At 45.9% G+C, this 23,599-nt stretch carries 22 protein-coding genes; 12 read left to right on the plus strand and 10 right to left on the minus strand.

Annotated elements, in window-relative coordinates; genetic code table 11:
• The first annotated feature begins 9 nt into the window (after positions 1–9).
• Positions 10–1,377, plus strand: a complete 1,368-nt coding sequence (locus tag ICN33_RS02910) for an NAD(P)(+) transhydrogenase (Re/Si-specific) subunit beta (RefSeq protein ID WP_216194388.1) — start codon at positions 10–12, stop codon at positions 1,375–1,377.
• A gap of 142 nt (positions 1,378–1,519) precedes the next feature.
• On the opposite strand, the gene groL is transcribed toward ICN33_RS02910, so the two are convergent.
• A complete protein-coding gene (groL, locus tag ICN33_RS02915; protein WP_216194390.1) occupies positions 1,520–3,172 on the minus strand; it encodes a chaperonin GroEL in 1,653 nt (550 codons plus the stop codon).
• A 28-nt stretch (positions 3,173–3,200) separates the two neighbouring features.
• Positions 3,201–3,491 carry a co-chaperone GroES gene (locus tag ICN33_RS02920; RefSeq protein ID WP_072582790.1) on the minus strand — a complete coding sequence of 97 codons (291 nt, stop codon included), beginning with the start codon at positions 3,489–3,491 and terminating at the stop codon, positions 3,201–3,203.
• A 316-nt stretch (positions 3,492–3,807) separates the two neighbouring features.
• Between ICN33_RS02920 and ICN33_RS02925 the strand changes: the two genes are divergently transcribed.
• From ICN33_RS02925 to dacB, 4 genes are read left to right on the plus strand one after another with little or no spacing between them, the layout of a single operon-like run.
• The gene (locus tag ICN33_RS02925) at positions 3,808–4,650 is read left to right on the plus strand and encodes a diguanylate phosphodiesterase (RefSeq protein ID WP_216194392.1); all 843 of its coding nucleotides are present in this window, start codon (positions 3,808–3,810) and stop codon (positions 4,648–4,650) included.
• Positions 4,650–5,273 carry a response regulator transcription factor gene (locus ICN33_RS02930; RefSeq protein ID WP_216194393.1) on the plus strand — a complete coding sequence of 208 codons (624 nt, stop codon included), beginning with the start codon at positions 4,650–4,652 and terminating at the stop codon, positions 5,271–5,273. The genes ICN33_RS02925 and ICN33_RS02930 overlap by 1 nt, the downstream gene beginning before the upstream one ends.
• A gap of 6 nt (positions 5,274–5,279) precedes the next feature.
• Positions 5,280–7,706 (plus strand): ATP-binding protein, encoded by a 2,427-nt coding sequence (locus ICN33_RS02935; protein ID WP_216194394.1) that lies wholly within the window; start codon positions 5,280–5,282, stop codon positions 7,704–7,706.
• A 48-nt stretch (positions 7,707–7,754) separates the two neighbouring features.
• Positions 7,755–9,284: a D-alanyl-D-alanine carboxypeptidase/D-alanyl-D-alanine-endopeptidase gene (dacB, locus tag ICN33_RS02940; protein WP_216194396.1), complete on the plus strand. Its 1,530-nt coding sequence runs from the start codon at positions 7,755–7,757 to the stop codon at positions 9,282–9,284.
• On the opposite strand, the gene ICN33_RS02945 is transcribed toward dacB, so the two are convergent.
• Genes ICN33_RS02945 through ICN33_RS02975 form a run of 7 tightly spaced genes read right to left on the minus strand, consistent with a single transcriptional unit; the run spans position 9,230 to position 16,738 of the window.
• Positions 9,230–10,324: an L-threonylcarbamoyladenylate synthase gene (locus tag ICN33_RS02945; protein WP_216194398.1), complete on the minus strand. Its 1,095-nt coding sequence runs from the start codon at positions 10,322–10,324 to the stop codon at positions 9,230–9,232. The two genes, dacB and ICN33_RS02945, sit on opposite strands and share 55 nt — an antisense overlap.
• A gap of 1 nt (position 10,325) precedes the next feature.
• The gene (locus ICN33_RS02950; protein ID WP_216194400.1) at positions 10,326–11,510 is read right to left on the minus strand and encodes a 5-(carboxyamino)imidazole ribonucleotide synthase; all 1,185 of its coding nucleotides are present in this window, start codon (positions 11,508–11,510) and stop codon (positions 10,326–10,328) included.
• Between the two features lie 4 nt (positions 11,511–11,514).
• On the minus strand, positions 11,515–12,009 hold the full coding sequence (purE, locus tag ICN33_RS02955) for a 5-(carboxyamino)imidazole ribonucleotide mutase (protein WP_216194401.1): 495 nt from the start codon (positions 12,007–12,009) through the stop codon (positions 11,515–11,517).
• Between the two features lie 49 nt (positions 12,010–12,058).
• A complete protein-coding gene (locus tag ICN33_RS02960; protein ID WP_216194403.1) occupies positions 12,059–12,958 on the minus strand; it encodes a phosphoribosylaminoimidazolesuccinocarboxamide synthase in 900 nt (299 codons plus the stop codon).
• A gap of 7 nt (positions 12,959–12,965) precedes the next feature.
• Complete coding sequence (gene fba / locus ICN33_RS02965; protein WP_216194405.1) at positions 12,966–14,030, minus strand: class II fructose-bisphosphate aldolase; 1,065 nt, start codon at positions 14,028–14,030, stop codon at positions 12,966–12,968.
• A gap of 57 nt (positions 14,031–14,087) precedes the next feature.
• Positions 14,088–15,524 carry a pyruvate kinase gene (gene pyk / locus ICN33_RS02970; RefSeq protein ID WP_216194407.1) on the minus strand — a complete coding sequence of 479 codons (1,437 nt, stop codon included), beginning with the start codon at positions 15,522–15,524 and terminating at the stop codon, positions 14,088–14,090.
• Positions 15,525–15,526: 2 nt separating this feature from the next.
• Positions 15,527–16,738 carry a phosphoglycerate kinase gene (locus ICN33_RS02975; RefSeq protein WP_216194409.1) on the minus strand — a complete coding sequence of 404 codons (1,212 nt, stop codon included), beginning with the start codon at positions 16,736–16,738 and terminating at the stop codon, positions 15,527–15,529.
• Positions 16,739–16,948: 210 nt separating this feature from the next.
• Here ICN33_RS02975 and ICN33_RS02980 point away from each other — a divergent pair, with 210 nt between their 5' ends.
• The 5 genes from ICN33_RS02980 to ICN33_RS03000 are packed head-to-tail and all read left to right on the plus strand — an operon-like array spanning position 16,949 to position 20,245.
• Positions 16,949–17,872, plus strand: coding sequence for a branched-chain amino acid transaminase (locus ICN33_RS02980; protein ID WP_216194411.1), 924 nt, complete (start codon positions 16,949–16,951; stop codon positions 17,870–17,872).
• Between the two features lie 23 nt (positions 17,873–17,895).
• The gene (locus ICN33_RS02985) at positions 17,896–18,084 is read left to right on the plus strand and encodes a zinc-finger domain-containing protein (protein WP_215360214.1); all 189 of its coding nucleotides are present in this window, start codon (positions 17,896–17,898) and stop codon (positions 18,082–18,084) included.
• 43 nt (positions 18,085–18,127) lie between these two features.
• Complete coding sequence (gene waaF, locus ICN33_RS02990; RefSeq protein WP_216194413.1) at positions 18,128–19,168, plus strand: lipopolysaccharide heptosyltransferase II; 1,041 nt, start codon at positions 18,128–18,130, stop codon at positions 19,166–19,168.
• A 17-nt stretch (positions 19,169–19,185) separates the two neighbouring features.
• Positions 19,186–19,620 (plus strand): nuclear transport factor 2 family protein, encoded by a 435-nt coding sequence (locus ICN33_RS02995; protein ID WP_216194415.1) that lies wholly within the window; start codon positions 19,186–19,188, stop codon positions 19,618–19,620.
• 4 nt (positions 19,621–19,624) lie between these two features.
• The gene (locus ICN33_RS03000; protein ID WP_216194417.1) at positions 19,625–20,245 is read left to right on the plus strand and encodes a DUF2946 family protein; all 621 of its coding nucleotides are present in this window, start codon (positions 19,625–19,627) and stop codon (positions 20,243–20,245) included.
• Here the strand turns inward: ICN33_RS03000 and ICN33_RS03005 are convergent.
• Positions 20,242–21,939, minus strand: coding sequence for a M48 family metalloprotease (locus tag ICN33_RS03005; protein WP_216194418.1), 1,698 nt, complete (start codon positions 21,937–21,939; stop codon positions 20,242–20,244). The genes ICN33_RS03000 and ICN33_RS03005 overlap by 4 nt on opposite strands.
• 23 nt (positions 21,940–21,962) lie before the next feature.
• Here ICN33_RS03005 and moaC point away from each other — a divergent pair, with 23 nt between their 5' ends.
• Together moaC and ICN33_RS03015 are read left to right on the plus strand one after the other, a co-directional pair.
• Positions 21,963–22,442 carry a cyclic pyranopterin monophosphate synthase MoaC gene (gene moaC, locus ICN33_RS03010; protein WP_216194420.1) on the plus strand — a complete coding sequence of 160 codons (480 nt, stop codon included), beginning with the start codon at positions 21,963–21,965 and terminating at the stop codon, positions 22,440–22,442.
• Positions 22,443–22,515: 73 nt separating this feature from the next.
• On the plus strand, positions 22,516–23,499 hold the full coding sequence (locus ICN33_RS03015; RefSeq protein WP_216194421.1) for a site-specific integrase: 984 nt from the start codon (positions 22,516–22,518) through the stop codon (positions 23,497–23,499).
• Positions 23,500–23,599 lie beyond the last annotated feature (100 nt).

The following is a 23,599-nucleotide window of genomic DNA, read 5'->3' on the forward strand; positions in this document are numbered from 1 at the left end:
ACCAAAACTATGTCAAACATAACCGCTATTTCTTATCTCATTTCATCGGTGTTGTTCATCCTCGCTTTGCGTGGCTTATCTTCACCAACCACTTCACGCCAGGGCAATACCTTCGGCATGATTGGTATGTTGTTAGCAGTCATCACCACTTTCTTCATTCCTGATTTCAAACCCGTTATCTCTTTGATCGGTGTTGCAATCGTGGGTGGCGCCATCATTGGAACCATCGCCGCGAAGCGCGTGCAAATGACCAAGATGCCTGAGTTGGTTGCTTTGATGCACTCCTTCGTAGGTTTGTCAGCGGTATTAATTGCGATTGCTGCTGTATTTAATCCAGCACATGACCATACAGGCGCCCAGAAGATCGAACTTTTCATTGGCGCGTTTATTGGCGCTATTACCTTTACTGCATCTGTGATTGCATTTGGTAAGTTATCTGGCAAGGTTAGCGGCAAGCCTGTGAGCTTTGCTGGTCAACACTTACTGAACTTAATCTTGGCTGTTTCCATGGTGGGCGCTGGTATTGCTTACTACATGGGCGATAGCCACGCTGCTTTCTTGGCGATGTGTGCCATTGCCCTGGTATTAGGCGTGACCTTGATCATCCCTATTGGCGGTGCCGATATGCCAGTAGTTGTATCAATGCTCAATAGTTATTCTGGTTGGGCTGCGGCTGGTATTGGCTTTACCTTAAACAACCCAGTATTGATTATTGCTGGTGCTTGCGTAGGTTCATCCGGTGCGATTCTGTCTTACATCATGTGTAAGGCGATGAACCGCTCCATTCTGGCTGTATTACTTGGTGGTTTTGGCGCTGAAGCTGCTGCCGGCGGTGCCGATGATGGCGGCCCTAAGAATTACAAAACAGGCTCTCCCGAAGATGCAGCATTCCTCATGGAAAATGCTGACACAGTGATCATTGTTCCCGGCTATGGCTTAGCAGTTGCCCGCGCTCAACACGCTCTAAAAGAATTGACTGAAAAGTTGACTCATCATGGCGTGACTGTGAAGTATGCGATTCATCCAGTAGCAGGTCGTATGCCTGGTCATATGAATGTCCTCTTGGCTGAAGCTGAAGTTCCATACGATCAAGTATTTGAGATGGAAGACATCAATAGTGACTTTGGTCAAGCTGACGTAGTGCTAGTGCTTGGCGCTAACGACGTGGTGAACCCTGCCGCACGTACTCCAGGTAGCCCAATCTTTGGTATGCCAATCTTAGAAGCATTTAAAGCTAAAACAATTATTGTTAACAAGCGCTCTATGGCGGCTGGTTATGCTGGCCTAGACAATGAACTCTTCTACATGGATAAAACCATGATGGTCTTCGGTGATGCGAAGAAGGTCGTTGAAGATATGGTCAAGTCTGTTAGTTAAGCTTTTCATACTCAATAAATGACCGCCTTCGGGCGGTTTTTTATTGTCTCAATAGCTTAGGCATTGCCAATAAAAAACGCCTGGTCTTTTGAACCAGGCGCTCTTGTTTCTACAGCTAGATAGCTGAGGAAATTAACGGCTATTACATCATGCCGCCCATTCCACCCATACCACCCATGCCGCCCATATCAGGCATGCCACCAGCACCAGACTCGTCTTTTGGAGCGTCGCAGATTGCGCAATCGGTTGTCAACAATAAGCCAGCAACAGAAGCTGCATTTACCAATGCTGTTTTTGTTACCTTAGTTGGATCGATAACACCTTGTGCAACGAGGTCACCATATTCACCAGTAGCTGCGTTGTAGCCGTTATTGCCTGTACTTGCTTGTACTGCATTAACAACCACACCAGCATCTTCACCGGCATTGCTAACGATCGTACGCAATGGTTCTTGCATAGCGCGCAATACGATGCTGATACCAGCGTCTTGATCAGCGTTATCACCTTTCAAGCCCTTGATACCTTGCATTGCACGAATCAAGGCAACACCACCGCCAGGAACAATACCTTCTTCAACGGCTGCACGTGTTGCATGTAATGCGTCGTCAACACGAGCCTTCTTCTCTTTCATTTCTACTTCAGTAGCAGCACCAACACGAATCACAGCAACACCGCCAGCCAACTTGGCTACACGCTCTTGCAATTTTTCTTTGTCGTAGTCGCTAGTAGCTTCTTCGATCTGAACACGAATGTTCTTCACACGAGCTTCAATCGCTTTAGCATCACCAGCACCGTCAATAATGATGGTGTTTTCTTTGCCTACTTCGATACGCTTCGCTTGACCTAAGTGCTCAAGAGTTGTTTTCTCGAGTGTGAGGCCGATTTCTTCAGCGATTACTGTACCGCCAGTCAAAATCGCAATATCTTCCAACATGGCTTTACGACGATCACCAAAACCTGGAGCCTTAACAGCACAAGTCTTGATGATGCCGCGAATGTTATTCACAACCAAAGTTGCCAAGGCTTCGCCTTCAACATCTTCTGCAATGATCAACAATGGACGGCCAGACTTAGCTACTTGCTCGAGTACTGGGAGCAAATCACGGATGTTGGCAATTTTCTTGTCAAACAAGAGAACATATGGGCTTTCCAGTACGGCAACTTGCTTTTCTGGTTGATTGATGAAGTATGGAGAGAGGTAACCGCGGTCAAACTGCATACCTTCAACAACTTCAAGCTCATCTTCTAAAGACTTGCCATCTTCAACAGTGATAACGCCTTCCTTACCTACTTTTTCCATTGCTTCTGCAATACGCTGACCAATGCTATGGTCGCTGTTTGCAGAGATAGAACCTACTTGAGCGATTTCTTTAGTAGTGGTGCAAGGCTTGCTGATTTTTGCCAGTTCTTCGATTGCGGCTGTAACAGCCTTGTCGATACCGCGCTTCAAGTCCATTGGGTTATGGCCTGAAACTACATACTTCATACCTTCACGAACGATGGATTGAGCCAAAACAGTCGCGGTAGTTGTACCGTCACCAGCGATGTCAGCAGTTTTGGAAGCAACTTCCTTAACCATCTGTGCACCCATGTTCTGAAGCTTATCTTTGAGTTCAATTTCTTTTGCTACGGATACACCGTCTTTAGTGATTGTTGGTCCACCAAATGAACGCTCGATCACTACGTTGCGACCTTTTGGTCCCAAAGTTGTTTTAACTGCATTAGCAAGAATGTTTACGCCTTCAACCATCTTGGTGCGAGCGCTATCTCCAAATACAACGTCTTTTGCTGCCATGATTAAATTCCTCTCTTAAATACCGAAATTACTTCTGTACAACAGCCATGATGTCGTCTTCACGCATCACGATGAGTTCTTCGCTGTCAACTTTTACTGTTTGACCTGCATATTTACCAAACAACACACGGTCGCCTACTTTGACGTCGGGTGCATTTAATTTGCCGCTGTCATCGCGCTTGCCTGGACCTACTGCCAAAACTTCACCTTGATCAGGTTTTTCAGCTGCAGCGTCAGGAATGATGATTCCGGAAGCAGTTTTTGATTCTTGATCTAAACGCTTGATGATTACGCGATCATGTAAGGGACGCAAATTCATCTCTTCTCCTATGTTAGTAAGTGTTAACTATTTAATTAATCTATATAAATCAAAGATTTATAAATTCCTCACATGAGAGCTGATGGCAATTTACGAATAAAATGCCCTTTTAGCACTCGCATGTAGGGAGTGCTGATTATATAGGTCTGTTTCCTGAGATTTCAAGGGTAGATCGCCATAAATTCTTTAAGGATTTAGCCCTTATCTATAATTTGGACAGGGTCGTAGGGCTTTTCCTACAGATAAATCAGCCCAAAGCCCTTACCGCTCCAATCTGTCCTGCCTAGACTGAACAGTCACCGATTGGAGAATCCTGATGAGCCCGAAATCCCGGCTGTACACGCTTGTAAAGGCATGGAAGAACAAACCCTTCCAAGAAGTGCGAGACGCCTGTGGCGACCCCTGGCTTGGCCTTAGTAACCAAGCGCTTGAAGAACACCAATCCTGGTCCAAACGACAAGCGATTAGTCATGAACCCATTTTTAACTGCAAGGGAACAAAACTGACAGGCTCTTTATTTAGACCACTTCTTACTGCTTCTGACATGCAATTACTACGCCTTTTTATGGAAGGCTTAGACACTATTGCGTATTGGTATCGAACTGGTCGCTTTATTCCTGGCATTTTGCCAATACCGACACATGTCTTAGCCTCCAACGGATATGTGGATGCAATGAGTGAATTAATTCTGAACTCTCGACTACCGGTTGGACTAGTGGCCATTGGGATTCAAAATATTCCTGAGTCCGACACAGCCGATGCTTGCAAGGAAGGATTGTTGCGCTTACGACGGCTTGGCGTTTTGCTGCATTTCCTCAAATTTACCGGAAGCATTGAGGAGTTGCAGTGGATTACTGATTTGCAATTAGAAGGGGTACATATTGATATGGGTCAGCTTCGTGAGCGTGAACTGACAAGTGATGCTCTATCCCAATTGAGACAGTCACCCTATTCACCTACCCAAATTTATGCCAGCAATATTGCATTGGTAAAGGACCTCGAAAATGCCTCCACCCTTATTGCTGACCACTCTTATGGCAGCCTCATGATGTCGCCTTTAAGCCGCCATCAGATGCTGCAAATTAACGATAGTCGTATCGCTAAAGCTATCTTTTCGCTTCACCCTCATCAACACCCAAACCAAAACGGAGACAAGTAATGAGAAAACGCGTGATGTTGGTAGATGACCATCCAGCAATGCTGATGGCTCTTAAAAGTATGTTGCAAGACCAGTTACTCTTTGAGATTGCAGGGCAAGCCCAGAATGGCGAAGAGTGCCTCAGATCCATGAAGGAGGTTAATCCCAATATGGTGATTTTGGATCTGGATATGCCCAAGACGGATGGCTTTGATGTTATCCGTCGTATTGGACTAATGTATCCCGAGGTTCGCATGCTGGTTCTCTCGAGTATGGATGAAGCAGTTTACGGCGGCAGAGTTCGCTCCTTAGGCGGGCATGGTTTTGTGAATAAAACTGCTGGGGCTGATGTCATCCTAGCTGCTTGCGTTGCGATCTCTCAAGGCTATAACTTTTTCACCCATGGAAAAAATGGCAATAGCTCACTGAGTGATAACGATAAGCTGGCGCTAATCTCGGATCGTGAGTTGCAAGTCATGAAGTACTTAGGCAAAGGCAATACTAATCAACAGATATCTGACATGTTGCATATCAGCAATAAGACTGTAGCAACCTACAAGACCAGAGTCTTTGACAAGCTAGGTATTAACAATATTGCTGACCTCATCTTGTTCTGTCGCATGAATAATATTATCGAAAGCTAATTCAGCATGCATCGATCCATCATCCGTATTGCGGTCTGCATCCTGTTCAACGGGGTACTTGGCAATGCATATGCAAATTTGCTGGGTCCAGTCGAGCAAGAGTGGATCGATGCCCATCCCATAGTGCGTTTTAGCATTCATGAAAAATATGCCCCGTATTTAGAAGCCACTGAAAGGGGCGAATTCGGAATTTTTCATAGCGTGCTAAGCAAGTTGGGTGAATTTACCAAGCAAGAATTTCTACCAAAATGGCGCAAGAACGATAAAGAAGGGTTGCAACAGCTTGCCAATGGGGAGGTGGACTTCATCATTGATCCGCCATCATTAGATGATGAATACCTCAAGTTTGGATCTTTATCAGAGGCAATCTTCTGGGGTCAAGATGCAGTTCTGACAAAACGCTCAAAAAACGATACCCCCATTGACCCAATCAATATTGCCTACTTTGACCGTGGATTTAAAAACCCGCCAATACCCCATCACCCTCAAGCCAGTATTTCTAGTCATACCGAGAAATTGGTTTTTGATCTTCTCAAAAACGATATTGAAGCGCTTGTCTTACCGCTTCGGTTAGCGCGGCAACTCATTGCAAAGTTAAGCCCAGATCAGTTACAAGTCGATGGGCTCTATAGCAGAGAGCCATTTGAATATCGCTGGCTTATTGCCCACCAGGATGCAGCTTTGCATGGTGTACTGGAGCATTTTCTACGTAACTTAGATCCAATCGCATCACGCCAACTTTTTAGCATCAACACCTCCACTTTGGAGGATTGTCCTTTATCTCCTGAAAACCATTTGCCTTGGCTCTCTACTCTAGGAATCCTCTTGCTAGGATCTTACTTAATCTGGCGCATGCATCAAAAGCAATCCCTGCAAAAACAAGAGGTGCAAGAACTAATGTCATCCAAAGAGCAGGCTGAAAATGCGAATGCTGCAAAGTCTAACTTCCTAGCAACCATGAGCCATGAAATCCGCACCCCCATGAATGCTATTTTGGGTGTGCAAGAGCTATTGCTCACCAGCCCACTTCCAGCAAATGAAAAAACCTTACTTAAAAGCGCGCATTCCTCTGCAGAATCTCTCTTGGGAATCCTCAATCAAGTTCTAGACCTCTCAAAGATCGAGGCCGGAAAGCTCACACTCAATATTGAACCTTGCAATCTCAATACCTTGATTGATAACATTGATTCAGCATTTGCAACCGTTGCTCAAAGGCAAAATCTCAAACTACATACCTCTAAAGACCCACGTATTGCAGAGGTCTTAATGCTTGACACCTTGCGCTTGCGTCAAGTAATACAAAACTTAATTAGCAATGCGATTAAATTTACTGATAGTGGTGAAATCTATTTCTCTATTAGCGTGCTTGCAGATGATCATGCTGGCCAGCTGATTGAATTCAGGGTCATCGATACGGGCATTGGCATGGGTACAGAGGAGATCGCAATCGCCCTTCAAGCCTATGAGCAAATTCCAGGCAATGCCGAACAGCGCAATGGAACCGGTCTTGGCCTAACCATAACAAACCACTTAGTCACTTCCATGAATGGCCAACTCTACTTTGAGAGCGCCCCTGGCTTTGGTAGCAATATCCATTTTTGCCTTGCATTCCCACGCACCAGCATTGCCGCAACTAGAACCTTAATGCCAGAACATACCAATGTCTCTAGAAAGCTAGTATCGAAGCATCCTCAAAATAATGGGCGCCTTTTACAAGCCCTAGTAGTCGAAGATCATCCTGCTAGCCGTCAAATTATTTCTCTCCAACTTCAGGCTTTAGGTATTGAGGCATCCGTTTGCGATAACGCCAGCACTGCACTGGCTTTGATCAGCCAAAATCATTTTGATCTTCTTCTAACAGATCAATCTATTCCCGGAATGCAGGGATCAGATCTTGCCAAGTGTCTGCGGGATAAGGGCTGTCGAGATCTCATCATTATTGGAATTACTGCGGATATTTATGCACTAGACTCTCGCCATCAATTCTTGGAGGCCGGCATGAATGGGGTCCTAATAAAACCCTTGAGCCTCATGACTTTAGAGAATGAGCTTTCGCGATATTTCCAGAACGAAGGATTGCCTGATAACACCTCGTCCATTAGGGTCCAAGAAGAATATTCGTTTGATGCCTTCGAAAATCTCTTAAGAAGTAGCCCAAAATATATTCTGGTCATCCTAGAGGAAATTAAAAAGGTTCATGATGAGACCCTTTTCTCACTTAAAGATGAAGCAATAGATGAGGCAAGCTTTAGGGTCCTGGTACATAAGGTCAAGGGAGGGGCCCAACTAGTCAGTGCTACAAAATTTATTCAAGCATGTGAAGCTTTGGAGCAAACAGGGATGCTGGACCATCGAATCCAAACCTTTATCCATTTGCTTGAAGAGCAAAATCAAATTATCAGCGGGTATCAAGCAAGATATTCAAAGCTTTAATCTTTGGCACGATACACCCTCCTGTAATGTGGGTTTATCCTATGGGAAATGCGCCCTTACATCTCACATTCAGCCTTCTTTATTGCAAGCTTCTGTTGGCTAGCCAGCTCTTTCGCCGCTGCCAATGAAACCGCGCCCCTCAGTATCCCTAAGGTTGTAGTCAGTAGCCTAGAACGCAACCAGATTCCTCTCGATACTGTCAGTATTTCAGTTGTGGAAATCGAGCCTGGAAGTCCTGGAAAACATGTCGCCAAGAAAATGTTGGATTGGCGTGGTATCGAGCCAATGAACCCAGCCTCAACAATGAAGCTATTAACTACGCTTACTGGTCTGGATATATTAGGCCCCCAATACCGTTGGCGCACTAATGTATTCACCGATGGCGTGATACGTCAAGGCACCCTCAAGGGTAATGTGTATTTGCAAGGTACCGGTGATCCGAAGCTGGTTCCCGAAGAGCTTGCAAAGATGATGAGAGAACTTCAGGGTCTGGGTATTCAGAAGATAGATGGTAATTTATTCTTTGACCGCAGCGCTTATGCGCCAAGCGCAATGGAACACAACACTATTGATGGTGAATCCTTACGCGCTTATAACGTTCCACCAGATCCTTTACTGTATGCATTTAGAACGCTTTCGTTTCAGCTAAGCAAGTCACGCACTGCTGACTTTATCGACATCAGCTACACGCCAGCGCTTTCTCAACTGAAGGTATCTAATCAAATGCAATTGGTTGATCGCTCATGCGATAACTGGAAAAGTAATATTCGTTTTAATTTAGATCCAGAAGGTATAACTAACACTGATCAACCTTTAACCGCAGAATTCTCAGGCGCATTTCCCAGCTCCTGCAAAGGAGTGAACTTTAATGTTGTAGCACTAGATGCCAATACCTTTTTAACGCAAGGCTTTGCTGCCGCCTGGGAGTTGGCTGGTGGCACTTGGGTACGGCCACCAGTTGGAAAAAATGGCAATGTGCCGCTGGCAGCAAGATTGCTGCTTCAGTTTGAGGGCATTGCACTGGCTGACGATGTTTTGGATATCAATAAATATTCCAATAACGTGATGGCACGCCAACTGCTATTAACCCTAGCCTTAGAAAAAATGGGGAAACCTGCTACTACTGCCAATGGAGAACTCGTTATTCAGAGTTGGCTTAAGCAAAATGCTCTAGATTTTCAAGGTCTAGTGATTGAGAATGGCTCTGGTCTATCTCGTAATGAAGCAATCTCCGCCAGCCAGATGAATCAACTCTTATTAACCGCACGTAATCTACCGGTAGGCGATATTTTTTATAATAGCCTGCCAATTGCGGGTACAGATGGCACGATGAGAAATCGCCTGATGAGTCAGCTTCGCAAGTTTTTGCATCTAAAGAAAAAGCCTGAAGCCAGAATCAAAACCGGCTCGCTAGCAGATGTACGTGCAATCTCGGGTTATGTTTTAAGTAAATCTGGAAAGATGTATGCAGTAACTTCGTTCATCAACCACCCCAATGCTTGGAGGGGACTAGAAGCCCACGATCAGTTGCTATCGTGGCTATTAGAAGATGGACCAGACCCAAAGCATGCGCGCTGAAGACGGTCTCTAACGCCGTCCCACTCCTCGCCTGCTGGCGGTTCAGGAAATAAAATCAAATCCCAACCTTGCTGATCTAGGTCGCGCAAAGTTCGGTACAAGCGATTTGCAAAAGCAGCGCTATCACTAGGAACTTCTACCTCTTCAAAGTGCGCCGAAGGATGCCCATCCTCACTTAAGGAAGATTCCGAATCCCACACCGCTACAGCAACCCTCGATTTAATATCTGGAAACTCGCTCAAGGCATCTAAGACACGACCGGAAGCATATAGACGCAAAGGAGTGGTTGGTGCGTAATGGGCTTTGAGACTTCCAGATACTCTAGGAAAATCATCCATTGCTTCGTTAGCCTTTGCCTCGCCAAGTAGATAAACTTTTACACCGGTCTTAGCAAAGATCTCACTCGGAGTAATCGCACCAGGCCTTAAAAGCACGGCTTTATCACCAGATGATAAGTCAATGATGGTTGACTCAATACCTACTTCACAATCACCACCATCTAACACCATCAAATCCAACATACCTTCGAATTCATGACGGACATCAGCAGCACTGGTGGGTGATACCTTGCCAAAACGGTTTGCCGAAGGCGCTACAACACCGCTTTTAAATTTACGTAATAGCTCTTGGGCAATTGGGTGAGAAGGTGCACGAATGGCTACCGTATCCTGACCGCCTGTTAGCTCATTCAAAACGCTTTTATCTTTTTTGAAAACCAAGGTTAATGGGCCAGGCCAAAATGCATTAATCAACTTTAGCGCTTCTTCAGATAAATCTCTTACCCATGGTGCTAGCAGAGCAACCCAATCAATTTGGGCTTGATCAAATTTATCTGGTGCAGCTAAGTGAACAATTAAGGGATGATTTGATGGGCGTCCTTTAGCGGTGAAGATTTTCTTAATGGCTTCAGGGTTCTTTGCATCAGCGCCCAAACCATAAACCGTCTCAGTAGGAAATGCGACCAAACCACCGTCACGTAAGCTTTGTACTGCTTCGTTAATCACTGCAGATGAATGCAGTGGGGTACTGTCGCTGGACATTCTAGGGCTCTATCCCTAATTCAGTGGCAACAGCTGCACAATTTTGGCGAGCCTCATTGAGGGCTTCACCTAAGCAGTTAATATGCCCCATTTTTCTACCAATACGTGGCGCAGACTTGCCGTAGAGGTGCAACTTGGCATCAGGATGAGCCAGTACTTTATTCCAAGCAGGTTCACGGGCTTTATCTTCGCTACCCTCAAACCAAAGATCGCCTAACAAGTTCAGCATGGATACTGGAGCTAACTGACGGGTGTCGCCTAAAGGAAGCCTAGCCATTGCCCTCACCTGCTGCTCAAACTGACTGCTCACACATGCATCCATTGTGTAGTGGCCAGAGTTATGGGGACGTGGAGCAATTTCATTGGCAATGATATCGCCGTTTTTGAGGACAAAGAACTCTACACATAGAACGCCAACGTAATCAATCTTGCGAATGAGTGCCTTCGCTGCATCAATGATTTTCTTTTCTTGAGCGGGCTTGAGAGACGGAGCCGGCACAGTCGAGGTATGCAAAATACCATTGCGATGAATATTTTGAGCTACTGGATAGGCCACTACAGCATCATCATAGCCACGCACTACCAAAGCAGATACTTCAAAATCCAAATCCATGCGCTTTTCAAGTACGCACGGCACGCGGCCGAATTCATTCCATGCGGCATTCAATTCTTCTGAGCTATAAACAGTTGCCTGACCTTTGCCGTCGTAACCCATGCGGGCAGTCTTTAAAATTCCAGGAAAAAGGTCGGTAGGGGTGTGTGCAATGTCTGCCTCATGTTCAATCACAAAGCTTGGTGCCGGGCCAATATTGGTTTCTGACTTCCATGTGGCCAAGAAATTTTTCTCAGCAATACGATTTTGAGCTAGAGAAACACAGCTACTGCGTGGTGCCACAAATACACCCAAAGACTCTAATTCATCCAATGCTTGAGCCGGGACATTCTCGAATTCAGTACTCACAGAGGAGCACAGGGCAGCCATCTCGTTTAAAGCAGCACTATCAGTGTATTCAGCTTGAATAAATTTTTCCGCAATAGATCCAGCGGGACTATCAGAGCCAGGGTCGAGCACGCAAACCTTGTAGCCCATAGCTTGGGCAGCCTGAGTAAACATCCGCCCCAATTGACCACCACCCAAAATTCCTAAATACGAACCCGGCAAAATGGGTTCCAGACGATCTGCCATGTAATTAATATCCCGGCAGATTCATTGAACGTGCAGCGTCAGATTGCTTTGCACGGAAATCCTCTAAGCGCTTAGCCAAATCGGTGTCGTGCAAAGCTAAACCTGCAATCACATGCAAGGCAGCATTTGCTGCGCCGGCTTCACCAATCGCAAAAGTAGCAACCGGGATACCTTTAGGCATTTGCACAATAGAGAAGAGAGAATCTTCGCCGCGCAAATATTTACTGGCAACAGGAACGCCATAAACAGGAACAATGGTTTTTGAGGCAAGCATGCCTGGTAAATGCGCTGCGCCACCTGCACCAGCAATAATGGCCTGCAATCCATTAGCTTGGGCATTTTCAGCATACTGAAACATATCGTCAGGCATACGGTGCGCAGAGAGAACCTTAGCCTCATGAGCTATACCAAACTGCTCGAGCATTTGAGCGGCATGCTGCATGGTGTCCCAATCTGAATTGGATCCCATCACTATTCCGACGATTGGCTTCTTACTCATTTACTTCTCCAAATGCCTTATAACCATTAAGAATTCTATTATCCCTGACTCAAGAAGTTTCAGTAAGACGGGTAAGCGCTTCACGATACTTTTGGGCAGTCTTATCAATCACATCTGCTGGCAATTGCGGCGCAGGGGCTGTTTTGGGCCATAACTTGCCATCTACCATAGCGGTTTCAAGCCAATCACGGACAAACTGCTTGTCATACGAGGGTGGATTTGAGCCCACATAGTAGGTTTCAGCAGGCCAGAAACGAGAGGAATCTGCCGTCAGGATCTCATCCATCAACACCAATTGCCCATTAGCATCTAAGCCAAACTCAAACTTGGTATCGGCAATGATGATTCCGCGAGTAGCAGCGTATTCAGAGGCTTCTTTATATAAACGAATACTGACCTCACGAATTTGATTGGCCAACTTTTCACCAATCAATTCAATTACTTTTTCAAATGAAATATTTTCATCGTGCTGCCCAAATTCAGCTTTAGCGGCAGGAGTAAAAATAGGCTCAGGTAGTTTTTGTGCATTCTCTAAGCCTTCCGGCAAAACAATGCCGCATACCTTGCCTGTTTCTTTATAGTCTTTCCAGCCACTTCCCGCCAAATAACCGCGCACCACAGCTTCCACTAGAATGGGCTTTAAACGCTTAGCCACAACTGCTCGACCTTTGACTTGCTCAACTTCATCAGCTGATACCACGGTAGCAGGATCAATCCCAGTCAAATGATTCGGAATAACGGCTGCCAATTTATCAAACCAAAAATTCGCCATTTGATTGAGAACCACACCCTTCTCCGGAATAGGCTCACCCATTACCACATCAAAGGCGGAAAGACGGTCAGTAGTAATCATCAACAACTTGTCATCATCTAATGCATAAACATCGCGCACTTTGCCTTTGGACAGCAAAGGCAATGACTTAATAGAGGTAGCGTATAAAGCAGGCATATTTAAATCACTTCACAATTTGAGTTAATTTTCCGCTCTTATATAGCTCAGCCATTTTCTCTAAAGAAATCGGTTTGATTTTGGATGCTTGACCAGCAGAACCAAAAGCCTGGAAGCGTGCAATGCATACCTTCTTAGCAGCTTCACGGGCCGGCTTCAAATAATCACGTGGATCAAACTTAGATGGGTTTTCAATGAAGTAACGGCGAATCGCACCAGTCATCGCCAAACGGATATCGGTATCAATATTGATCTTGCGCACACCATTCTTGATGCCTTCTTGAATCTCTTCAACAGGAACGCCGTAAGTTTCTTTCATATCGCCACCGAATTCACGAATCTCGGCAAGCAATTCTTGTGGAACACTGGAAGAGCCATGCATCACTAAATGGGTATTTGGAATACGCGCATGAATTTCTTTAATACGATCAATTGCCAATATATCGCCAGTAGGCCTCTTGCTAAACTTGTATGCCCCATGGCTAGTACCAATCGCAATCGCTAAGGCATCACACTGGGTTGCCTTGACAAAATCGGCCGCCTGCTCCACATCAGTAAGCAACTGCTCACGGGTCATCTTGCCATCAGCACCATGACCATCCTCTTTATCCCCCTGCATAGTCTCAAGAGAACCCAATACACCCAACTCAGCCTCAACCGTCACTCCGATTGAATGAGAGAATTTCACCACCTCTTTAGAGACATCTACGTTGTACTCATAACTGGCAACAGATTTGCCATCAGCCTCCAATGAGCCATCCATCATTACGCTAGTAAAGCCACTCTTGATCGCTGCCATACATACTGCTGGGCTTTGGCCATGGTCTTGGTGCATTACTACAGGAATATGCGGATAAGCCTCTACTGCAGCAGAAATTAAGTGACGCAAGAAAGCTTCTCCAGCATATTTACGTGCACCTGCTGATGCTTGCATGATGACTGGAGAATCGGCTTCATTCGCCGCCTCCATAATCGCAGTTACTTGCTCTAAGTTATTCACGTTAAATGCTGGCAGGCCGTAACCGTTTTCAGCAGCATGATCCAAGAGTTGTCTTAAAGATACTAAAGCCATGATGTTCTCTTAATTAAATAGTAATGATGTTAAAAATAAATCTGCCTTCAATGTGAATTACTTCACATGAATAATTTTGAGAGTATTGGTTCCGCCGGGCTCGCCCATAGGTTCGCCAGAAGTCAGCACAACAGTGTCACCCTTCTTAACTGCACCTACTTTTTTCAAGCATGCCTCAACCTCTTGCAGTGCGGTATCACGATCTTTTGTATAGTCCAAACCAATTGGAGTGACATTACGATAGGTGCTTAAAGCGCGCTGGGTAGCAATCTTAGAAGTCAATGCAAAGATCGGCACATGAATATTGTGACGACTCATCCAAATTGCTGTTGAGCCGGAATCTGTCAATGCAGCGATCGCATTGGCGTGCAAGTGGTGGGCTGTAAATAGTGCGCCTAAGGCAATAGTTTGATCAATACGCGCAAAAGTTTGATCCAAAAAGTCGGTCTCCAACTTGACGGGGTCTGATTTCTCAGCCTCAAGGCAAATTTCTGCCATAGCCTTAATGGTTTGAACTGGATACATGCCAGCAGCCGATTCAGCCGACAACATCACGGCATCAGTACCATCCAACACAGCGTTAGCAACGTCGCTCACTTCAGCACGTGTAGGTACTGGAGCATTAATCATGGACTCCATCATTTGCGTAGCAGTGATCGTAAATTTATCTGCCTCACGTGCCCACTTAATCATGCGCTTTTGCAAAGCAGGCACTGCAGCATTGCCCACCTCAATTGCCAGATCACCTCGAGCAACCATGATGCCATCGCTCTCAGCAATAATACTTTTAAGTGCTACTGGCTCAATTGCTTCAGCACGCTCTACCTTAGCAATCGTCCTTACTTTACCAACGCCATACTTAGCGCTAGCTGCATCGGCCAACTTTCGGGCATAGGCCATATCCGCACCGTCTTTAGGAAAGCTGATAGCCAAGAAATCAACCCCCATTGCAATGGCTGCATCTAAATCAGCAATGTCTTTTTCAGTAAGTGCAGGTGCGGTTAGACCACCACCAGCACGATTGATGCCTTTGTTATTGGAGAGTGGTCCACCCTGCTCAACGATGGTAAAAATCTCTCCACCTTTAACATTCTGAACCGTTAGAACAACTAAACCATCATTTAATAAAAGACGGTCGCCTGGCTTTACATCACCAGGCAACTCTTTGTAATCAAGACCTACTTTGGTTTGATCGCCGAGCTCACATGCCACATCCAGAGTAAATTTGTCGCCTTCTTTCAGAAGAATTTTGCTATCTGCAAATTTACCTACGCGAATTTTTGGGCCTTGCAAGTCAGCCATGATGCCGACTTCTTTACCGACCTCAGCTGAAATTGTGCGCACTAAATCGTGACGCGCTTTATGGTCAGCAACAGTACCATGAGAGAAGTTCATGCGCACAACATCTACGCCAGCACGGATCATGTCACGCAAGACTTCAGGCTTTTCGGAGGCAGGCCCTAGGGTTGCAATGATCTTTGTTGCTCTCAACATATTTAGTCTTTCGCTCTTTCAGCAAGTACTGCAAAGGCTGGCAAAGTTTTACCTTCTAAAAACTCCAAGAAGGCACCGCCGCCAGTAGAGATGTAATCCACTTGATTCTCAATACCGTACTTCGCAATCGCCGCCAAGGTATCACCTCCACCAGCAATAGAGAATGCAGGTGAATGCGCAATGGCTGCAGCTAACATTTTGGTGCCGCCACCAAATTGATCAATTTCAAATACGCCTAATGGGCCATTCCAAACAATCGTGCCGGCATGAGCAAGCATGGTTGATAAGCGTGCAGCTGTCTTCGGACCGATATCCAGAATCATGTCATCGTCTGCAACTTGATCTGAAGACACGCGATTCGCACGCGCCAATGGAGATAATTCATTGGCAACCACTACATCTTCTGGAATCGGCACATGAGCGCCACGCTTTTCCATGATCTCCATAATCTCCCTGGCTTCATCAACTAAGTCAGGCTCAGCAAGCGATTTACCAATTGGCAAACCTTTAGCCAGCATGAACGTATTAGCAATGCCGCCCCCAACAATCAACTCATCCACTTTCTCAGATAAGGCTTTTAGGATGGTGAGCTTGGATGACACTTTAGAGCCTGCAACAATAGCAACCAGTGGACGTTTTGGACTCGCCAATGCACGGCTTAATGCATCTAACTCTGCAGCCATCAAAGGACCAGCACAAGCGACTGGTGCGAACTTTGCTACACCATATGTCGTTGCTTCAGCGCGATGAGCGGTACCGAACGCATCATTGACATAGACATCACACAATGCAGCGATCTTTTTAGCCAATTCATCGTTATTCTTTTTCTCGCCGACATTGAGGCGACAGTTTTCTAGTAACACTAGTTCACCTGGATTAACTTCAAATCCCCCATTCACCCAATCGCTAATCAATGGAACTTTGCGATTCAGTAAGCTGGCGATACGATCGGCAACCGGAGCCAAACTATCTTCCGGTTTAAATTCACCTTCTGTTGGGCGACCCAAATGGGAAGTCACCATCACAGCTGCCCCAGCGTCTAAACACATCTGAACTGCCGGCATCGATGCCCGAATACGCGTGTCTTCAGTAATATTTCCAGCTTCGTCTTGGGGAACATTGAGGTCAGCACGGATCAGCACCCGTTTACCCTTTAATTGTCCTGACTGGGCTAGTTCGCTTAAACGCTTAACTTTAAATAAGGATTCCGGCATGAGTTTGGGTAAATAAGATGGTTTATGGGGAAAGTCCCATTCTAAAGGCTCTGGTCTAACAACCCCCGAGGATCGGAGCCAACAGACTTTCCTGCCTGCTCTACAATAAGGACTTAAACGCATTCTGGGCCGGAAGACCATAATCCACCTGCCTAGAGCCTTGCTTAATCAGCTTTTACAGATACTTAACTGACACAAAAGGTAGAAAAAATGTCGATGTCCGACCGCGATGGCTTTATTTGGACTGATGGGAAGTTAATTCCATGGCGTGAGGCCAATGTTCACGTGTTAACCCATAGTCTGCACTACGGAATGGGCGTGTTTGAGGGCATCCGAGCCTACAAAACCCCCCAGGGAACCGCTATTTTCCGCCTTCAGGAGCACGTAAAGCGCCTTTTTAACGGCACCAAGATCTTCCAAATGAACATGCCTTTCAGCTCAGAAGAGATCTCCAAGGGCATTATTGACGTGGTAAACAGCAATAAGCTCGAAGCCTGCTACATACGCCCAATTATCTTTATTGGCGCCGAAAGGCTTGGAATCTCCCCTAAGGGCAACAGTATTCATACCTCTATCGCCGCCTGGGAATGGGGTGCCTATTTAGGTGAAGATGGCATCAATAAGGGCATTCGGGTTAAAACCTCCTCTTTTACACGCCACTTTGTTAATTCTTCATTGGTTCGTGCCAAGGCATCTGGCTACTACATCAACTCTATTTTGGCCAACCAAGAAGTGACCGCCAATGGCTACGATGAAGCTTTATTGCTTGATACCGAAGGTTATGTTTCTGAAGGCTCTGGCGAAAACCTCTTTATGGTTCGCAACGGTATTGTGTACACGCCTGACTTAGCCTCTTGTTTAGATGGCATCACTCGTGACTCCATTATTCAGATTGCAAAAGACCTTGGATATGAAATTCGCGAGAAACGCATCACCCGCGACGAAGTTTATTCTGCTGATGAAGCTTTCTTCACTGGCACAGCCGCTGAAGTTACTCCAATCCGTGAATTAGATGATCGCACGATTGGGGATGGCAAGCGTGGCCCCATCACTGAAAAAATTCAGAAGACCTATTTCGATGCGGTGTACGGCAGAAATGATAAATACAAATCTTGGCTCACTTACGTTAAGTAATTTCAGCAATTAGGAAATAGGATATGACTCAAGCTCAAGTTGTTATGGTGGACGGCAAAGACTTACCTCTTCATTGCCCCACCAACAAAACTCCAGCATGGAACTCGCACCCGCGCGTTTTCTTAGACATTACTAAAACCGGCGAAGCCAAGTGTCCTTATTGTGGCGCAGAGTACAAGCTCATTCCCGGCACTGAGCCACACGGTCACTAAGCCTTGTCAGCACCCCTCGGGGTGCTGAGTCGGGATACATTACATGCACGGTATTCTGATCATCGCCCCAAACTGGATTGGGGATGCTGTAATGACTCAGCCTTTGCTGGCAAATATAAAAGAGCAATATCCAGAATCAAACATTGATGTACTAGCCAGCAATTGGGTGGCGCCTATCTATCGGGCTTGCTCAGAAGTTCACGAAGTAATTGAAGCGAAGTTCGAGCATAAGCAATTGCAATGGGACTTGCGCAAACAGCTAGCAAAAAAACTTGCAGTAAAAAAATATCAAGCGTGTTTTGTATTGCCCAATAGCTTTAAGTCAGCATTGATTCCCTGGCTCGCTAATATTCCTTTTCGAATTGGCTATCGTGGCGAGTTGCGCTTTGGATTAATCAATCTCCCCTTAGATAACCCAAGCAAAATAAATCGCCCGCCCATGGTCGAGCACTATCTTGCGCTGAGCCAACTGCTTGGCAAAGATCAAGCATTAGCAATAAGTAATAGCCTGACACCAAAGTTAAATGTCTCCCCTATAGCAAATCAATCTGTGCAGGCAAAATTGCAAAGTGCCCAGATTGATCCTGCAAATATTTACGTCATGTGCCCAGGCGCCGAATATGGTCCAACCAAGCGCTGGCCAACAAGTCATTTTGGAGAACTGGCGCAAAGGTTAATTTCCAGCAACCCAAATAATCAGATCATTCTTTTGGGCAGCAAAGGTGATCACGCACTTGCCCAAGAAATTCATTCCCAAGCCAAGCAAGATGGCCACATCCATAATTGGTGTGGAAATACCTCACTGGATGAGGCGATTGCCCTGATTGGTACAAGCAAAGCAGTGATCAGCAATGACTCAGGTCTAATGCATATCGCAGCAGCCCTCAAAACACCTCAAGTAGCCATTTTTGGCTCAAGCGATCCAGCCCATACCCCGCCTTTATCGGAAAAGGCTAAAGTGATTTGGCTAAACCTACCGTGCAGCCCATGTCATAAAAGAGAATGTCCATTAGGCCACCTCAATTGCTTAAACGACATTCTCCCCGAACAAGTATTCGCTACACTGAATACATTGCAGTCATAAACTAGGAAAAGTTAGCCATGACCAAACTTGCCAGACTCTTTCACAGTGCAGATGATGTAGTAGAGGCATGGCGAGATGCCTTACGTCATCGCGACGTTCAAGGTGCGCTGGATATTTGGCTTGATGATGATTCCATTACCTGCGTTCTCCCCGAGGGTCATCGTCTCAGTGGACATGCAGAAATTCGGGAGGGCTTAGAAAGACTGCTCACTAAGCAGCCTTTATTTTTAGAGCCAATTGCTTGTATTAGCCATTCTGTTTTAGGTGCTGCAGTATATGACACCACTGAAGCTGTTCATCTTCGCCCCGATCAAGTTGAAGCAGAATTTTTTCTAAACATTACGCTCGTGCTGTTACAGGATAGTCAAGGTTGGCGAATTGCCCACCTGCATGCCAGCCACTCTACTGAAGAGACTTTCGACGCTCCTTCAACGCCACACGGCTTGCATTAAATCCATGGATGATCAAGTGCTTCGGTCACTCATGAAGTGGCCAAATGTGCCTGATTGCTATGGCTGGCTTGCTTTAGATCGCCGCGGCTATTGGCGCATGCGCGATGAGTTCACTCAATTAAATAATCTTCCTGGCCAGATTATTCAACATACAGCTTTAAATGAATTTATCGCACGCAACTATGCGTGCAATGAACTCGGAAAATACTTTTTCCAGAATGGGCCGCAGCGCGTTTTTATTACCCTAGATACCACCCCTTGGATAGTGAGAATGATTCCCGACGACAATGGCCCACATCTCATCAATCAATGCCATCAAATCATGGAACCCACTGCCGCGCTAAGTGATGAGAATGGCAACATTTATATTGTTGGTAATGTAAATCAAAATATTTGCAACAGCAATGACAATGGCAAAAATCAGTTGATTAAGAGCAATAGTCAAACCATTGCTTTGTTACATGATCATGATTTAGATCATTTTTCTGAGCTAGCCAAACTACGTGAAGAAGCTTGTAGTTTTGGAGGATCTTGGACTTGGCAAGGAAAACAATTGTTCCTAGATCCCATTCACTCTCAAGAATTAGCGTCTCGCTTTAACTACATTGCAAAACCAAAGCCCTAACTTGGCATTTGCTTGCCCTGCTCCTTGAGCTCATCTTGATACTGCCGTTGCATTTCCCGTAAACGAGCATCAATACTAGAGCTTTGATAAAAATCAGCCCCGCCAGCAGAACGTGCAATTCTAAGCTGCTCAATTGCCGAAGGCCAAGCACCTTCAAGAGCATATTTTTCACCAAGCGCGTAATGACGCATGGGCACATTCTTAGCCTGATCGTAGGCTTTAGATAATAAGGTCCACCAGACTATTTCATTAGGCTGAGATCTTGTGCGAGCCTTTAACCATGCGATGGCATCATTTGTGCGGCCGAGATTTAACTCCGCATTAATCATGGCGGCACCTGCAGCATAAGACTGAGGATAGGCTCGCAAAGTAGCTTGGGCTATTTGCAACGCCTCTTCACCCCTACCTTTAGCTAGGGCAAGTTCGGATGCGGTGATATCCAATGAAAGGCTTTGTCTTTGGATCGGAGATCCTGGAGCGCTTGCCTTCTGGGCCAAATTGCGAGCTTGCTGCAAATCGGCTTCTGCCTGATCTATTTTTCCTTGACGTTGCGCAATTAAAGCCAGACCATAGAAACCTTCTAACTGCTTACCAATAGGCTGTTGTTTGCTCAAGCTATCAAAGGTATTTTTTAAGTCATACATTCCACTAGAGGTACCCGCTTGCTCCATGCGTGCCCGTGCCTTAATAAAATAAAACTCTACGGATGTAGGGACGTTACGTGATAAGGCAGTACGGGCCCTATCTTGCATGTCGGCAATACGATCTGTTGTCAGCGGATGAGTACGGACATATGAAGGTACGCCTTTATCCATAATGCCCGTAGCTTTTTGTAAACGCTGAAAAAATCCTGGCGCACCATTTACATCGTATCCGCTGGCATCCAAGATCTGAAAGCCAACACGATCAGCCTCACGTTCAGCATCCCTGGAATAGGAAAGCTGATTACTAATTGCTGCCGCTTGGCCACCTTGCATTAGGCCAGCGCCAGCCTGAGGATTCCGGGACATCGCCAATGCACCAAGAACCATACCTGCAATGGCAATCATCATGTTCGTAGTTTGCTTATCCATCTGACGAGCTAGGTGGCGCTGCAATACGTGGCCTGTTTCATGGCCCATTACAGAAGCTACCTCAGAATCCGATTCCGCACTCACAATGAGGCCCGTATGAAAGCCAATGAATCCACCAGGCAATGCAAACGCATTAATAGTGCTATCTTTTACCGCAAATACTTCGAAGTTGTAAGCGCCGCTTCCCTGTTCATTGGCACCTCCAAGCTGTAACTTCCTGGCGGCCTGCAATAAACGACGTTCCATCTGATTTAAAAAATCATAGATCGGCAAGTCATTTGAATAATCGGGATCTGGACGAATCTGACGCATGATCATTTCGCCATATTTACGCTCGTCCACTCGACTCAAGGAATCACCACCTGGATCACCCATATCAGGCAAAACAATATTAGGCTGACTCTGCATGGAACTGCGTGTAGGCGCATTAGTGGGGCGAGCATCGGGAGACTGCATAGCCCTCCCAATATTCTGAATAGCGGCAGAGTTACCCTCTACAGATACATCGCCAGCAGGAGCAGCATATGCAGGTAATCCAGAGCAAGTCAGCCCCACCATCAGCTGAACAGCTAAAGTGCGGCGTAAAAAAGAGGTTTTTGTAACAGACTTTATGTCTTGCATCTCTATATGGTAAAACTTATCCCATGAACAAACTAACTCATTTTGATGCCAGTGGGCAAGCTCACATGGTAAACGTTGGTGATAAGCCTAACACCCACCGTATGGCCATTGCTACCGGCAAGATCACGATGCTTCCTGAAACCTTCCAAATGGTAGAAGCTGGCTCCCATAAAAAGGGGGATGTCCTCGGTATTGCCCGAATTGCAGGGATACAGGCATCTAAGAGAACTTCTGACCTCATCCCCTTATGCCACCCGCTAGCGCTAACTCACGTTAGCCTTGAATTTCAAACCAACCCTCAAGAAAGCAGTATTACCTGCCAAGTCAGAGCAGAGACCACTGGGCCAACTGGCGTTGAAATGGAAGCTCTCACCGCAGTCCAGGTTGCCCTGCTCACAATCTACGATATGTGCAAAGCTGTAGACCGTGGCATGGTGATGGGTGATGTGAAGCTGCTTGAGAAGAGTGGTGGCAAGAGCGGAGAATGGAAAGCGGAGAAGTAAGCGCTAACCTATAAAACAATAACGAGAGAATAAAAACACTCTTGGCCTAATCCTGTCCTTCTTGGAGAGGTAAATGGCAACATTTCGCAACCGTAACGGTAAGTGGCAAGCACGAGTTCAAACCAAAGGCCACGCTGCCCTAAGTAAAACCTTTATCAATAAAGTAGATGCCGAGCGTTGGGCTAAGCAGATTGAAGTAGAAATACAAAAAGGCAGCTATACAAATCTGGTCTTGGCTGAGCGCACAACTTTCGCCGAAGTCATAGAGCGTTACATAGCTGAAGTATTACCTACCATGCGTGGAGGCAAAGCCGACTTCATTCGCTTAAAGGCACTTGCAAGGCGTCCAATAGCAAAGCTGAATATGGTTAGCCTCACCCCTCAAAAAATAGCCCAGCACAGGGATGAACGTCTTAAAGAAATAGCACCAGCAACGGTTATTAGAGAGTTGTCTTATTTTTCTTCCATCATCACCTATGCTCGCAAAGAATGGGGCATCAACATCAATAATCCCGTAGCACTGGTAGCGAAACCTAAGAACCCACAAGGAAGAAGTCGCATACTTGATGCTGCCGAAACTAACGCATTATTTGAGACATTGAGGCCAATAGGACGGCGTTCAATATGGATACTACCTTTGGTGAAGTTGGCATTGGAAACGGCTATGAGGAGAAGTGAGCTGCTAGACCTACGCTGGGATCATGTTGAGCTTGGGCGGCGCACGATATTTTTACAACTCACCAAAAATGGCACAAGCAGAACGGTGCCGCTATCAACCCATGCAATCCAAATCCTTTCTGAAATGCCACGCAGTCTTGATGGAAGGGTCTTTCCAGTTACGCACGAAGTAGTGTCACAAGCATTTAACCGAGCAAGACAACAGGCCGGGGTGAAGGACGTTAGATTTCATGATTTAAGGCATATGGCCATTACAAGACTTGCAGAAAAGCTACCTAACTTGATTGAACTTAGCGCCGTTAGCGGTCACAAAAGCTTGGCCATGCTCAAAAGGTACTATCACCCAAACCCCGAGCTGCTTGCAGCGAAGTTGGGGTAAAAGCAACACTTTTAAGGACTTAAGCGAGCTTTCTAAATTGGATTTTATAATAGCGATTGCTCACTAGCGCAGCCAGATCTTTTTTAGACACTTAAGGTGA

This window comes from Polynucleobacter sp. UB-Tiil-W10 (assembly GCF_018881605.1).
In the GTDB taxonomy this organism is placed as follows: Bacteria; Pseudomonadota; Gammaproteobacteria; order Burkholderiales; family Burkholderiaceae; genus Polynucleobacter.

Coding starts and splice junctions, on each gene's coding strand:
- ICN33_RS02910 (WP_216194388.1), top strand. CDS start 10: ATGTCAAACATAACCGCTATTTCTTATCTCATTTCATCGGTGTTGTTC.
- groL (WP_216194390.1), bottom strand. CDS start 3,172: ATGGCAGCAAAAGACGTTGTATTTGGAGATAGCGCTCGCACCAAGATG.
- ICN33_RS02920 (WP_072582790.1), bottom strand. CDS start 3,491: ATGAATTTGCGTCCCTTACATGATCGCGTAATCATCAAGCGTTTAGAT.
- ICN33_RS02925 (WP_216194392.1), top strand. CDS start 3,808: ATGAGCCCGAAATCCCGGCTGTACACGCTTGTAAAGGCATGGAAGAAC.
- ICN33_RS02930 (WP_216194393.1), top strand. CDS start 4,650: ATGAGAAAACGCGTGATGTTGGTAGATGACCATCCAGCAATGCTGATG.
- ICN33_RS02935 (WP_216194394.1), top strand. CDS start 5,280: ATGCATCGATCCATCATCCGTATTGCGGTCTGCATCCTGTTCAACGGG.
- dacB (WP_216194396.1), top strand. CDS start 7,755: ATGCGCCCTTACATCTCACATTCAGCCTTCTTTATTGCAAGCTTCTGT.
- ICN33_RS02945 (WP_216194398.1), bottom strand. CDS start 10,324: ATGTCCAGCGACAGTACCCCACTGCATTCATCTGCAGTGATTAACGAA.
- ICN33_RS02950 (WP_216194400.1), bottom strand. CDS start 11,510: ATGGCAGATCGTCTGGAACCCATTTTGCCGGGTTCGTATTTAGGAATT.
- purE (WP_216194401.1), bottom strand. CDS start 12,009: ATGAGTAAGAAGCCAATCGTCGGAATAGTGATGGGATCCAATTCAGAT.
- ICN33_RS02960 (WP_216194403.1), bottom strand. CDS start 12,958: ATGCCTGCTTTATACGCTACCTCTATTAAGTCATTGCCTTTGCTGTCC.
- fba (WP_216194405.1), bottom strand. CDS start 14,030: ATGGCTTTAGTATCTTTAAGACAACTCTTGGATCATGCTGCTGAAAAC.
- pyk (WP_216194407.1), bottom strand. CDS start 15,524: ATGTTGAGAGCAACAAAGATCATTGCAACCCTAGGGCCTGCCTCCGAA.
- ICN33_RS02975 (WP_216194409.1), bottom strand. CDS start 16,738: ATGCCGGAATCCTTATTTAAAGTTAAGCGTTTAAGCGAACTAGCCCAG.
- ICN33_RS02980 (WP_216194411.1), top strand. CDS start 16,949: ATGTCGATGTCCGACCGCGATGGCTTTATTTGGACTGATGGGAAGTTA.
- ICN33_RS02985 (WP_215360214.1), top strand. CDS start 17,896: ATGACTCAAGCTCAAGTTGTTATGGTGGACGGCAAAGACTTACCTCTT.
- waaF (WP_216194413.1), top strand. CDS start 18,128: ATGCACGGTATTCTGATCATCGCCCCAAACTGGATTGGGGATGCTGTA.
- ICN33_RS02995 (WP_216194415.1), top strand. CDS start 19,186: ATGACCAAACTTGCCAGACTCTTTCACAGTGCAGATGATGTAGTAGAG.
- ICN33_RS03000 (WP_216194417.1), top strand. CDS start 19,625: ATGGATGATCAAGTGCTTCGGTCACTCATGAAGTGGCCAAATGTGCCT.
- ICN33_RS03005 (WP_216194418.1), bottom strand. CDS start 21,939: ATGCAAGACATAAAGTCTGTTACAAAAACCTCTTTTTTACGCCGCACT.
- moaC (WP_216194420.1), top strand. CDS start 21,963: ATGAACAAACTAACTCATTTTGATGCCAGTGGGCAAGCTCACATGGTA.
- ICN33_RS03015 (WP_216194421.1), top strand. CDS start 22,516: ATGGCAACATTTCGCAACCGTAACGGTAAGTGGCAAGCACGAGTTCAA.